Below are 12,133 nucleotides of genomic sequence, written 5' to 3'. Positions count from 1 at the left end.
TTTCACAACCGCCTCTATGCGGTCAGCCACGGATCGCCGGAACGCGCCAAGGGCGCCAGATGGGAGTAGGGCGCCAGTCAAATGGATCAAACGAACGATCTACCACCATAGACGAGCCTGGGGATCCGAGGCAAATGCCCTGCTCAATCCGCTAGTGCCCGGCGGCGCGCGGGCTCGGGGCCGAGGAACCGGAACTGCCGGAGGTCGGGTCCGGGACGGGCGGGACGGTCGCGGCGGGCGAGCTGTGCTCGGGCGCGGGGGTGCCGGACGGCCGGCCGCTCGGGGTCGCCGAGGGCGTCCCGGCGGAACCGCCGCCGGAGCGGCCCTCACCGGTGCCGCCCGCCCCGCCGGTCCCGGCCGCGCCGCCGGACCCGCCCGGGCCACCGCCCTGGTGCGGCACGGGACTTGTGTTCACGCCGCCCGCCGAACCGCCGCCCGGACCGTCGGGGGCACCCGCCCCCGGCACCGGGACCACCCCGGCCGCCGCGCCGTTCGCGCCCGGCGCCGTGTCGCCGGGCCCCGTCGTCGTCGCGCCGTTCGCCCCGCCGTCGCCCTGGAGGCCCCCCGGCCGGTCGGGACGCCCCGAGGCCCCGCCCGGGTGCCCGGCCCCCGGCGGGGCCGAGGGCCCGCCCGTCGCCCCCGGCCGGACCGCCGGACCGGCCTGGCCGACCGGCGCCACACCGTGCTTCTCCTCCGCCGCCGGGCCGACCGACATGCACCCGGTCAGTCCGAGCCCGGCCACCGTCAGCAGCGCCGCCGCCCGCACCGCGCGCGAGCGCAGGACCGCCGCCTCCCGCCCCGGAACCGTGCGCGACGCGGCCAGCCGCACCCGCACCGCCCGTACCGCCCGCACCGTCCGCGCCGCCCGCACCGAAGCCACTGAGGTCCCTCTCTACCGCCCCACCCGGGCCGCCCACTCGCGCGCGGCCGCTTTCGGTGCCCAACGCGCGCCCGGCCCGGCGGGACACGGGCAGCGCGCAAGCTGCCCGGCGGGGCGGGGCCGCCCGGGGCCGCTCAGGGGGTGCTCAGGGCCCACCCGGGGCGCCCGGCGCTCCCCGAGCCGCCGGGCGCCCCGCCGGGGGCGCCGTGGCGCCCGCTCAGCCCCAGAGCGCCGAGGCCAGCTCCGCGCCCGCGTACACCGCGGCCAGCCCGGCCGCCACGCTGCCGGCCACATTGGCCAGCGCGTACCGTCCGGCGCCGGTCTCGGCCAGCCGCAGGCTCTCGTACGAGAAGGTCGAGTAGGTGGTCAACGCCCCGCAGAGCCCGGTCCCCAGCAACAGCTGGACCTTCGAGGAGGCCGCGCCCGCCGCCACCGCGCCGGTCACCAGCCCGAGGACCAGGCAGCCGGCCACGTTCACCGTGAACGTCCCCCACGGGAACACCGAGTCGTGCCGGGACTGCACCGCCCGGTCGGTCAGGTACCGCAGCGGCGCGCCGACCACCGCGCCCGCCACCACCAGCAGCCAGTTCACTCCGCCGCCTCCCCCGCGCCCCGGCCGGCGTAGGTCACGACCTCGCAGCGGTCCAGCAGCACCAGCCCCTCCCCCACCAGCCCCTCCAGCCGCGGCAGGAACGCCCGCACCCGCTCCTCCTCGTCCACGATCACCACCGCCACCGGCAGGTCCTCGCTCAGCGACAGCAGCCGCGTGGTGTGCACCAGCGACGACGCCCCGAACCCCTCGATCCCCCGGAACACGCTCGCGCCCGCCAGTCCGGCCTCCCGGGCCCGGTGCACGATCTCGCTGTACAGCGGGCGGTGGTGCCACCGGTCGCTCTCCCCGACCAGCACGGTCAGCCGCAGCGCCGGCCCGCTCAGCCGGCTCACCGCGCGCCCCCGGCCGACCCGGCCGTGCCCCGCCCGGCCCCGCGGCGGACGGCCCGGTGGACCAGACGCCGGGTCAGTCCGGCCGCCGCCCACACCGCGAACAGCGCGCCCACCAGCGTCAGCCCGAGGTACGCCAGGGCGGGCCCGGGGCGGCCGCCCTCCAGCAGGCGGCGGATGTCCACCGCGTACGTCGAGAAGGTGGTGAAGCCGCCCAGCACGCCGGTGCCGAAGAACGGCCGCACCAGCGGATGCGCCTGCCGCCCTTCGGTGATCACCACCAGGAACACCCCGATCACCGCGCAGCCCACCACGTTGACCAGCAGCGTCGTCCACGGGAAGGCCGTCGGCCCGGTCTGCCAGCCGAGCCCGGCCGCGTACCGCGCGGAGGCCCCGATCGCCCCGCCCGCCGCGACCACCGCCACCGCCCGCCCCTGCCCGCGCAGCACCGGCGGGCGGTTCCGGACGGGGCCGGCCGCGGCTGCCGCCGCCGCGGTGCCGGACGGCGCGTCGCCCACGGCGTCGTCCACGGCGCCCTCCGAGGTCGTCATAGCCCCATCAAACACCGGCCGTCGCCACCTGGCACACCGTCATCCGACACCGGACAATGATCCGGTGGAGATGACCCGGGAAGAGTTCGAGACGCTGGTCAGCGACGCCCTCGACCAGATCCCCCCGCAGCTCGCGGCCATGATGGACAACGTCGCGATCTTCGTCGAGGACGAACCCGACCCGAGCGACCCCGAACTCCTCGGCCTCTACGAGGGCACCCCGCTCACCGAGCGCGGCGAGTGGTACGCGGGCGTCCTGCCCGACCGCATCCTGATCTACCGCGGCCCCACCCTGCGCCACTGCGACACCCGCGAACAGGTGGTCGAGGAGGTCCGCACCACCGTCATCCACGAGGTCGCCCACCACTTCGGCTTCGACGACCACGAACTCGACGAGCTCGGCTGGTCCTGACCCCCGGCACCGGTCCGGCCCACCCCCGCCCCCACCCGGCCGAAACCCGTTTTGGCGATCCGCCCTGCATCCCATATGCTTCTCGACGTCCCCGAACGCCGGGAACAGGCCACAAGCCCTCATCGTCTAGTGGCCCAGGACGCCGCCCTTTCAAGGCGGTAGCACGGGTTCGAATCCCGTTGGGGGCACGCAGTACCGTAGTAAAGTGCAGTGCGCAAGACCGCAAGACCCTGAGTGGTTCGCCACTTCTAGGTCCCGTGGAGCAGTTGGTTAGCTCGCCACCCTGTCAAGGTGGAGGTCGCGGGTTCAAGTCCCGTCGGGATCGCTCGTCTCGCAAGAGACGGTGCAGTACGGCCAGGTAGCTCAGTTGGTACGAGCGTCCGCCTGAAAAGCGGAAGGTCGCCGGTTCGACCCCGGCCCTGGCCACAACCGGGAAGCCCCCGTAGCGAATTCGCTACGGGGGCTTCGTCGTTCGACAAGTCCCCGCCGAACCGGCCGACGGGCTGCCGCCCCACGGGACTGGTCCCTGCGGCGGGCCCCGGTTCCCCCTGGCGGGGGAGGGGGTGCCGCCCGCGGGACGATCCGGCGGGGCGGGGCGGCGCGGGACCGTGGACGGCATGGAGACGACACGGGACACGGGCTGGAACCGGGTGGTGCGGGGGGCCGGGTACGCGGCGGCGGGGTGGGCGGTGGCCTTCGCGCTGGTGCACCTGTACTGGCTGGCGGACGGGCGGCTGGGCCTGCCGGACGGGCGGTCGGTGTGGAGCAACACGCCGCTGCTGGTGATCGACGTGATCGCGGTCCCGTTGTGCGCGGTGGCCGCGGCGGTGGCGCTGGCCCCGCTGCGGCGGTGGGGCGCGCGGGTGCCCGCCCGGCTGCTGGGCCCGGCGCTGTGGGGCACCGCCGCGCTGCTGGTGCTGCACGCCGCGCCGTCCGTGCCGGACTGGGTCGCGCTCGCCGCCGACCGCCGGCCGGGTGCCGAGCCGGACGCCATGGCCAGGTTCGCGACCTTCGGCTACGAGCCGTTCTTCCTGGCCGGCGGCCTGCTGTTCACCGTCCTCTCGCTCGGCCGCCCGGCACTGCGCCGGTCAGCGGCGGCTCGGTGAGCCGGTGAGCCGGTCAACCAGTCAGCCGGTCAGCCGCGCGGCGAGCCAGTCGGCGGTGGTGGGGAGCCAGTCCGGCAGGGCGGTGCCGAGCAGGTGGTTTCCGTGCGGGACGAGCAGCAGTTCGGCGTCCGGGGCGCGTTCGGCCAGGACGGTGGCCGCGGTGACGCCCGGGATGCCGTCCTCGCCGCCCTCGACCACCAGCAGCGGGACGGTGACCGCCGGGGCGAGGGCGGTCAGGTCGACCCGGGCGGCGAAGGCGCGGGCCGCCGCGTACCCGCCGCAGCGCTGGGCCAGGGTCGCGGTGACGAACGGGACCAGGCCGTCCCAGTCCAGCCGGTACGGGCCGCTGACCACCGCGGCGGCGCGCAGCCGGGGCTCGTGGACGGCGGACTCGACCGCGTAGTAGCCGCCCAGGCTGAGGCCGATCACGGCGGTCCGGGTGAGGTCCAGCCCGGCCCGGCCCGCCAGCGCGTCGAGGGCGCGGCCGACCACCCGGTGGTACTCGGGCTCCGGCACGGTGCCGGCGGCCAGCACGCCCTGCCCCGGCCCGTCGATCGAGAGCACCGCGACGCCCCGGGCCAGCAGGGCCTCGGCCACCGCGTGGAACTCCTCCTTGCCCGAGTCCATCCCCGGCACCACCACGACCAGCGGGGCCGCTCCCCCGCCGGACGCCGGGCGGCGCAACCGGCCCGCGAAGCCCTCGCCCTCGACCCGCTCCGTCCCCGGGTCGAGCAGCGCCAGCGCCCGGTGCATCGCCTCGTCGGCCCGGGCGGCGGTCTCGGCCGCGGCGGCCCGGTCGGGGTGCGGGAGCAGCCCGGCGAAGTGGTACCAGCGGGCGGCGCTCCGGAACGCCTCGCCGGCGGTGACGGTGCGGCCCTCGGCGGCGGCCCGCTCGGCCGCCGCGGTGTACCGGTGGCCGGCGCCCCGGCAGGCGGCCGGCCAGTCGCGCAGCGAGGTCAGCGGGGTGGTCACCCGGGCGTACTCGTACGGGTCCAGGCCTGCGCCGTGGGCGCGCGGGCGGGTCTCCTCGACGAAGGCGGGCAGCAGACCGGGGGTGTCGAGGAAGGAGAGGTCGGGCACGGCGGGGGTTCCCTTCGGGTCGTTCGGGCCGTTCGGGTGGCGCGGGGCCGCCTTCGTCGGCACCTCCTCACTCCACCCCGCGCCGCACCCCCCGGTCCAACAACCGGGGGACGGCGACGACAACCACCGGTTGTCGGCCGGGAGGACGGTCGCGGGTGCGAGGGCGGCGGGGGCGCGAGGGCGGCGGGGGTGCGTGCCCGCCCCCACCGCCGCGCACCCGGGGACGATCGGCGAGCCGTCCCCTAGGGTGCCCGGGTGGATCTGGATCTGGCGCAGGTGCGGGCGTTCGTCGTGGCGGCCGAGGAGTCGCACTTCGGGCGGGCGGCCGGGCGGTTGGGGATCAGCCAGCAGGGGCTGTCCAAGCGGGTGGCGCGGCTGGAGTCGGTGCTGGGGGTGCGGCTGCTGGAGCGGGACGCGCGCGGGGTGGGGCTGACCGGGGCCGGGCTGCGGTTCCTGGAGCCGGCCCGGCGGTTGCTGGTGCAGGGGGAGCGGGCGGTGGCCGCCGTGGGGTGCGCCGCCCGGCCGCTGCGGATCGACGTGTGGGGGCACCTGTACGCGCCGATGCGCACGGTCGCGCAGGCGGTGGACGCGGCGCCGGGGCTGCAGGTGGAGCCGGGTCCCGGCCGGGACCTGCCCTCCGTCGCGGCGGCCGTCCTGCGCGGGGAGTCGGACGCCGGGTTCGGCCGGGTCCACCGGCTTCCGTCCGGCGGGAACGGGTTGACGCACCGCCTGGTCCGGCTGGAGCCGGTGGACGTGCTGGTGAGCACCGACCACCCGCTGGCCGGCCGGGACGTCCTGCGCCCGGACGAACTGCGGGGCGGTGTGCTGCGCTGTCCGGCGGCGGTGGACCGGCTGGACTTCCTCGCCCGCTTCGCCGCCCGGTTCGGGATCTCCCGGCGGGTCGGCTCGGCCAATCTGGGCCTGGAGCACTTCGTGGAGCAGGTCCGCGCCGACCCGGCCTGCTTCTCCCTCGTTCCCGCCGACGGCCCGCTGCCCGGCCTTCCGGGGGTGCGCACCGTCCCGCTGTCGGACCCGACCCCGCTCTACGCCTGGTCGCTCCTGTGGCGCACCGGCCCGGAGGCCGAACCGCACCCCGGGCTGGACGGCCTGCTGCGGGCGTTCGCCTCCGCGGCGGCCCGCAGCCGGTGGCTGGAGTACGACCCGGCCCGCGACTGGCTCCCGGACGCCGACCGGGCCGCACTCGGCCGCTGACGGCCGCCCGGCGCCACCGACCCCGCCGCTCCCGCTGTCCCCACCTGCCCTGCCGTCACCTCCCGCCCCACCGGCCCTTCCCGCTCAGGAGGTCCGGAGCCAGTGGTCGGTGGCGCGCTCCACCGAGCCGTCCGCCCGGTAGTAGGTGACCCGCGCGGCGTCGGTGTCCGGCTTCGCCACGAGACCGAAGTAGCGGACCGGGGAGTCGCCGACCGTGACCGGCACCGCCTCCGTGCTGCCGCCGGACTTCCACTCGACCACGACCTTCACCACCTCGGCCCGGGCCGCCTCGATCACCACCGGCGGCACGCCCGACGGGTGCTGGAGGCCGAGCGACGCACCTCCGTAGCCGCCCACGAACCTGCCCGGTGAGGTGACCGCGTGCAGGGAGTCGTCGGCCTGCCGCTTGCCGTCGACGGTGAAGTAGTAGTTCACCAGGTCGTTCTCCGGGCCCCAGTTGCTCTCGACGTCCTTGGGGACGACCTGCTTCACGTCCGGGTTGGCGGCGTACCGCTCCGCGCGGATCAGCCGGGCCTGCCCGACGGCCTCGTTCCTGGCGGCCGGGGTGGGCCACAGCGCGGCCCAGGCCTCCCAGGTGTGGCCGTTCGCCGTGCCCTCGGCGACCTTGACCCGGACGGGGGTGAACGGGTCCCTGGTCGCGCTCGCGCCGGCCGGGGCCCCGGCCGGCGTCGCGGGCGTCGCCGCGGGCGTGGCCGCACCCGCACCGCCCGGAGCCGTCGGGGAACCGGGCACCGCCGCCACGGAGGCCGAGGCCGAGGCCGCCACCGCCACGGTCGAGACCGCGTGCCGACCGCTCTCGCCGAGCACCGCCGTCCCCCCGGCGATCGCCGCGACCAGCACCGCCGCCGCCCCGGCGGTCAGCAGCCGCCGGCGCCGCAGCCGCCGCCGTCCGCCGGCGACCAGCCGGTCGTACGGGGCCGTGCCGACGTCGACGCTCCCGGCCAGTTCGCCCAGTGCCCGTACGGCCGCCGGCTCGTCGCCGGCCGCCGCCTCCCCGGGCAGGAAGTCGTGGCTCATCTTGTCCCTCCGATGCTCGTCAGTCCGATGAGTGAGGAGGCCCCGCGGAGTTTGGCCAGCCCTCTGGCCGCCTGGCTCTTCACCGTCCCGACCGAGCAGCCCATCGCCGCCGCGGTCTGGGTCTCGCTGAGGTCCTCCCAGTACCGCAGCACCACGGCCTGGCGCTGGCGCGGCGGCAGCGCGGCGAGTGCGGCGAGCAGCACGGCCCGGTCGTCCGGGTCGGTGCCGGCCGGTGCGGGCCGGTCCGGGAACGCGGTGACGGGGTACTCGACCAGCCGCCGCCGGAACCGTCTGGCGTGTTCGTTGATCACGATCCGGCGCACGTAGGCGTACGGGTCGTCCGCGGCCCGGACCCTGTTCCACGCCGCGTACGCCCGTTCCAGCGCCTGCTGGACCAGGTCCTCGGCGCCGTGCCGGTCCCCCGCGAGCAGGTACGCCGTCCTGAGCAGCCGTGACCACGCGCCGCCGACGAACGCCCGGAACTCCTCGTCCCGGGCGGTCTTGTGGGCTCCCATGAGCACCTCCTCAACCCCCCGGAGCCCAGGACGGCCTCGGACCGTTGCCCGTCGTTCGCGATTCGCCGCCCCCGGCTGTGACACTGGAGGGGCTCGAAAACCGAGGTGCGCTCCGCCGTGCCTCCTTGCGAACCTAGAGGGATGCCCGCAGTGAGTTCTCCCGCAGTCCAGTCCGCCACCGTACCCGCCGAGGGCCCCGGAATAGGTGAGCTGGCCGCCCGCCTGCCCGAGCTGACCCTGCGCGACCAGGTGCGGCTCGGGCGCCGGCTGGAGGGGGCCCGTCGGGTCCGCAGGCCCGAGGCCCGGCAGAAGATCGCCGCCGAGATCGCCGCCGACATCGAGCGCGCCGAGCTGGTCGTCGAGCGGCGCCGGCAGGCCGTCCCGGCGATCGGCTACCCGGCCGAGCTCCCGGTCAGCCAGAAGAAGGACGAGATCCTGGCGGCGATCCGGGACCACCAGGTGGTGATCGTCGCGGGCGAGACCGGCTCCGGCAAGACCACCCAGATCCCGAAGATCTGCCTGGAGCTGGGCCGCGGCGTGCGCGGCCTGGTCGGCCACACCCAGCCGCGCCGGATCGCCGCCCGCACGGTGGCCGAGCGGGTCGCGGAGGAGCTGGACAGCCCGCTGGGCGAGGCGGTCGGCTGGAAGGTCCGGTTCACCGACCAGGTCGGCCAGGACACCCTGGTCAAGCTGATGACGGACGGCATCCTGCTGGCCGAGATCCAGACCGACCGCGACCTGCACCAGTACGACACCCTGATCATCGACGAGGCGCACGAGCGCAGCCTCAACATCGACTTCATCCTCGGCTACATCAAGCAGCTGCTCCCCCGCCGCCCCGACCTCAAGGTCGTGATCACCTCCGCGACCATCGACCCGGAGCGCTTCGCCCGGCACTTCGGCGACGCCCCGATCGTCGAGGTCTCCGGCCGCACGTACCCGGTCGAGGTCCGCTACCGGCCGCTCGTCGAGGACGGGGCCGAGGAGGACGAGGACACCACCGAGGCGGACCGCGACCGGGACCAGGTCCAGGCCATCTGCGACGCCGCCGAGGAGCTCCAGGCCGAGGGCCCGGGCGACATCCTGGTCTTCCTCTCCGGCGAGCGCGAGATCCGCGACACCGCGGACGCCCTCGGCAGGCTGAAGCTGAAGAACACCGAGATCCTGCCGCTGTACGCCCGGCTCAGCTCGGCCGAGCAGCACAAGGTCTTCCAGCGCTCGCGCAGCCGCCGGATCGTGCTGGCCACCAACGTCGCCGAGACCTCGCTGACCGTCCCCGGCATCAAGTACGTGATCGACCCGGGCACCGCCCGGATCTCCCGCTACAGCCACCGCACCAAGGTGCAGCGGCTGCCGATCGAGGCGATCAGCCAGGCCAGCGCCAACCAGCGCAAGGGCCGCTGCGGCCGCACCTCGGACGGCATCTGCATCCGGCTCTACTCGGAGGAGGACTTCCTCTCCCGCCCCGAGTTCACCGACGCCGAGATCCTGCGCACCAACCTGGCCTCGGTGATCCTGCAGATGACCGCGGCCGGCCTCGGCGACATCGCCGCCTTCCCGTTCCTGGACCCGCCGGACTCGCGCAACATCAAGGACGGCGTCCACCTGCTGCACGAGCTGGGCGCGCTCGACCCGGACGAGAAGGACCCGCGCAAGCGCCTGACCCAGCTCGGCCGCAAGCTCGCCCAGCTCCCGGTGGACCCGCGGATGGCCCGCATGGTGCTGGAGGCGGACCGGAACGGCTGCGTCCGCGACGTCATGGTGATCGCCGCCGCGCTCTCCATCCAGGACCCGCGCGAGCGCCCGGCCGAGAAGCGCCAGGCCGCCGACGACCGGCACCGCCGGTTCAACTCGGAGACCTCCGACTTCCTCGCCTACCTGGCGATGTGGCGCTACGTCCGGGAGCAGCAGCGGGAGCTCTCCTCCTCGGCGTTCCGCCGGATGTGCAAGGCGGAGTTCCTCAACTACCTGCGGATACGGGAGTGGCAGGACATCTACGTCCAGCTGCGCACCGTCGCCAAGCAGTTGGGCGTCACGGTCGAGGAGCCGCACCCCGACGCCGAGCCGGACGCCGACCGGATCCACCAGTCGCTGCTGGCCGGCCTGCTCTCCCACATCGGCCTGTTCGACGCGGAGAAGCGCGAGTACGGCGGCGCGCGCGGCGCCCGCTTCGCGGTCTTCCCGGGCTCGGGCCTGTTCAAGAAGCCGCCGCGCTGGGTGATGTCGGCCGAGCTGGTGGAGACCTCGCGGCTCTGGGCGCGGATCAACGCGAAGATCGAGCCGGAGTGGGTCGAGCCGCTGGCCGGCCACCTGATCAAGCGCAGCTACAGCGAGCCGCACTGGGAGAAGAAGGCCGGCGCCGTGATGGCGTTCGAGAAGGTGACCCTCTACGGGATGCCGGTCGTCGCCCAGCGCAAGGTCAACTACGGGCGGATCGACCCGGAGCTCTGTCGCGAGCTGTTCATCCGCAACGCGCTGGTCGAGGGCGACTGGGAGACCCACCACCGGTTCTTCGCGGAGAACCGCAAGCTGCTCGGCGAGGTCGAGGAGCTGGAGAACCGGGCCCGCCGCCGGGACATCCTGGTGGACGACCAGACCCTGTTCGACTTCTACGACGCCCGGCTGCCCGAGGAGGTCGTCTCCACCCGGCACTTCGACTCCTGGTGGAAGAAGGCCCGGCACGAGCAGCCGGACCTGCTGAACTTCGAGAAGTCGATGCTGATCAACGACGCCGCGGACGGCGTCACCGAGGCCGACTACCCGGACCACTGGCAGCAGGGCAAGCTCCGCTTCCGGCTGACCTACCAGTTCGAGCCGGGCAGCGACGCGGACGGCGTGACGGTGCACATCCCGCTGCCGGTGCTGAACCAGGTCACCGCGGAGGGCTTCGACTGGCAGATCCCCGGTCTGCGGGAGGAGCTGGTCACCGCGTACATCAAGTCGCTGCCGAAGGCGATCCGCCGCAACTTCGTCCCGGCGCCGGACTTCGCCAAGGCGGCGCTGCGCGCGGTGAAGGACCGCCAGGAACCCCTCCTCCCGGCCCTGGAGCACGCCCTGAAGCGCCTGACGGCGGTCACCGTGCCTCCGGAGGCCTGGGACGACGAACGGGTCCCCGACCACCTCAAGGTGACCTTCCGGGTGGTGGACGGCAAGCGCAGGCTCGCCGAGTCCAAGGACCTGGAGGAGCTGCGGCTGAAGCTCAAGCCGAAGCTCAAGGAGACGCTCTCCTCGGCCGCCTCCGGCCAGGGCATCGAGCAGAGCGGGCTGACCGCCTGGCCGGCCTCGCTCCCGGTGCTCCAGCGCACCTTCGAGCAGCGCTCGCGCGGCCACTCGATGCGCGCCTACCCGGCCCTGGTGGACGAGGGGCAGTCGGTCGGCGTCAAGCTGTTCGACACCCCGGAGGCGCAGGCCCGGTCGATGTGGGAGGGGAGCAGGCGGCTGCTGATGCTGACCACCAACTCCCCGGCCAAGTCGATCCAGGGCCGGCTGGGCAACCAGGCGAAGCTGGCGCTCTCGCACAGCCCGCACGGCTCGATCGCCGCCCTGTTCGAGGACGTCGTGGCGGCCGCCACGGACCGGCTGATGACGCTGGCCGGCGGCCCGGCCTGGGACGAGGCGGCCTTCGCCAAGCTGCACGACAAGGTGCGCGCGGACCTGTACGAGCTGTCCGCGGACACCACGCTGAAGACGGCCACCGCGCTGATCGCCTTCCACAAGGCCTCGACCCGGCTGAAGACGGTGAGCAGCCCGGTGCTGCTGAACGCGGTGAACGACGTCCGGCTGCACCTGGCCTCGCTGGTGCACCCGGGCTTCGTGACGGCCACCGGCTGGCAGCGGCTGCCGGACCTCAAGCGCTACCTGCTCGCGGTGGACCGCCGTCTGGAGGCGCTGCCCAACCACCCGCAGCGGGACGCCCAGCAGCTGCTGAAGGTGCAGCAGGTGCAGCAGGCGTACGGGGAGCTGCTGGCGGCGGTGCCGGCCGGGCAGCAGCCCTCCCCGGAGGTGCGGGCGATCCGCTGGATGATCGAGGAGCTGCGGGTGAGCTTCTTCGCCCAGTCCCTGGGCACGCCGAGCCCGGTCTCGGAGAAGCGGATCGTGAAGGCGATGGAGGCGGCGCGGGCGACGCTCTGACCCGCCCGGGGCGGCGCCGCCCGCTCGGCGCCGTGAGCTGCGGGTGGGCCTTCAGGAGCCAGTTCGACCTGGGGGCCCACCATGGGCTACAGTCTGTCTTGTTCGCAGCGCGGCAAGCGAGTGAACGAGATCAGGAAATCTGGTCCCGTGGAGCAGTTGGTTAGCTCGCCACCCTGTCAAGGTGGAGGTCGCGGGTTCAAGTCCCGTCGGGATCGCCGCAGCGCGAGAGGCCCGGAACCGTCAGGTTCCGGGGCGCTCGCGTTTGT

At 74.7% G+C, this 12,133-nt stretch carries 11 protein-coding genes and 4 tRNA genes; 8 read left to right on the top strand and 7 right to left on the bottom strand.

Annotation, left to right across the window (positions count from 1 at the left end):
* Nucleotides 1-151: 151 nt before the first annotated feature.
* From ACWD4P_RS17340 to crcB (ACWD4P_RS17325), 4 genes are all read right to left on the bottom strand, one after another.
* Complete coding sequence (locus tag ACWD4P_RS17340; protein WP_449780152.1) at nt 152-880, bottom strand: hypothetical protein; 729 nt, start codon at nt 878-880, stop codon at nt 152-154.
* Nucleotides 881-1,097: 217 nt separating this feature from the next.
* Nucleotides 1,098-1,472 carry a fluoride efflux transporter CrcB gene (crcB, locus tag ACWD4P_RS17335; RefSeq protein ID WP_449780151.1) on the bottom strand — a complete coding sequence of 125 codons (375 nt, stop codon included), beginning with the start codon at nt 1,470-1,472 and terminating at the stop codon, nt 1,098-1,100.
* Nucleotides 1,469-1,825, bottom strand: a complete 357-nt coding sequence (locus tag ACWD4P_RS17330; protein WP_449780150.1) for a DUF190 domain-containing protein — start codon at nt 1,823-1,825, stop codon at nt 1,469-1,471. Before ACWD4P_RS17330 ends, crcB (ACWD4P_RS17335) begins: the two co-directional genes overlap by 4 nt.
* Nucleotides 1,822-2,373: a fluoride efflux transporter CrcB gene (crcB, locus tag ACWD4P_RS17325; RefSeq protein ID WP_449780149.1), complete on the bottom strand. Its 552-nt coding sequence runs from the start codon at nt 2,371-2,373 to the stop codon at nt 1,822-1,824. The genes ACWD4P_RS17330 and crcB (ACWD4P_RS17325) overlap by 4 nt, the downstream gene beginning before the upstream one ends.
* A gap of 70 nt (nt 2,374-2,443) precedes the next feature.
* Here crcB (ACWD4P_RS17325) and ACWD4P_RS17320 point away from each other — a divergent pair, with 70 nt between their 5' ends.
* The 5 genes from ACWD4P_RS17320 to ACWD4P_RS17300 all read left to right on the top strand — a co-directional run bounded on the left by ACWD4P_RS17320 (nt 2,444) and on the right by ACWD4P_RS17300 (nt 3,891).
* On the top strand, nt 2,444-2,785 hold the full coding sequence (locus ACWD4P_RS17320; RefSeq protein ID WP_189913567.1) for a metallopeptidase family protein: 342 nt from the start codon (nt 2,444-2,446) through the stop codon (nt 2,783-2,785).
* 115 nt (nt 2,786-2,900) lie between these two features.
* Nucleotides 2,901-2,973: transfer RNA gene (locus tag ACWD4P_RS17315), tRNA-Glu, on the top strand.
* 63 nt (nt 2,974-3,036) lie between these two features.
* A tRNA-Asp gene (locus tag ACWD4P_RS17310) sits at nt 3,037-3,110 on the top strand.
* 27 nt (nt 3,111-3,137) lie between these two features.
* A tRNA-Phe gene (locus tag ACWD4P_RS17305) sits at nt 3,138-3,211 on the top strand.
* A 191-nt stretch (nt 3,212-3,402) separates the two neighbouring features.
* On the top strand, nt 3,403-3,891 hold the full coding sequence (locus tag ACWD4P_RS17300; protein ID WP_449780148.1) for a DUF3995 domain-containing protein: 489 nt from the start codon (nt 3,403-3,405) through the stop codon (nt 3,889-3,891).
* A 21-nt stretch (nt 3,892-3,912) separates the two neighbouring features.
* Here ACWD4P_RS17300 and ACWD4P_RS17295 read toward each other — a convergent pair whose 3' ends face one another.
* On the bottom strand, nt 3,913-5,034 hold the full coding sequence (locus ACWD4P_RS17295) for an alpha/beta hydrolase family protein (RefSeq protein ID WP_449780147.1): 1,122 nt from the start codon (nt 5,032-5,034) through the stop codon (nt 3,913-3,915).
* Nucleotides 5,035-5,226: 192 nt separating this feature from the next.
* Here ACWD4P_RS17295 and ACWD4P_RS17290 point away from each other — a divergent pair, with 192 nt between their 5' ends.
* A complete protein-coding gene (locus tag ACWD4P_RS17290; RefSeq protein ID WP_449780146.1) occupies nt 5,227-6,183 on the top strand; it encodes a LysR family transcriptional regulator in 957 nt (318 codons plus the stop codon).
* Nucleotides 6,184-6,267: 84 nt separating this feature from the next.
* Here the strand turns inward: ACWD4P_RS17290 and ACWD4P_RS17285 are convergent, their stop codons facing one another.
* Nucleotides 6,268-7,221, bottom strand: coding sequence for a hypothetical protein (locus ACWD4P_RS17285; protein ID WP_449780145.1), 954 nt, complete (start codon nt 7,219-7,221; stop codon nt 6,268-6,270).
* Complete coding sequence (locus ACWD4P_RS17280; RefSeq protein ID WP_359816938.1) at nt 7,218-7,736, bottom strand: SigE family RNA polymerase sigma factor; 519 nt, start codon at nt 7,734-7,736, stop codon at nt 7,218-7,220. The genes ACWD4P_RS17285 and ACWD4P_RS17280 overlap by 4 nt, the downstream gene beginning before the upstream one ends.
* Nucleotides 7,737-7,877: 141 nt before the next feature.
* Here ACWD4P_RS17280 and hrpA point away from each other — a divergent pair, with 141 nt between their 5' ends.
* Complete coding sequence (gene hrpA / locus ACWD4P_RS17275; protein ID WP_449780144.1) at nt 7,878-11,867, top strand: ATP-dependent RNA helicase HrpA; 3,990 nt, start codon at nt 7,878-7,880, stop codon at nt 11,865-11,867.
* Between the two features lie 141 nt (nt 11,868-12,008).
* Nucleotides 12,009-12,082, top strand: a tRNA-Asp gene (locus tag ACWD4P_RS17270).
* The last annotated feature ends 51 nt before the right edge of the window (nt 12,083-12,133 follow it).

The sequence above is a fragment of the Kitasatospora sp. NPDC002543 genome, from assembly GCF_053594915.1.
This window is presented reverse-complemented; position numbering and strand designations above follow the sequence as displayed.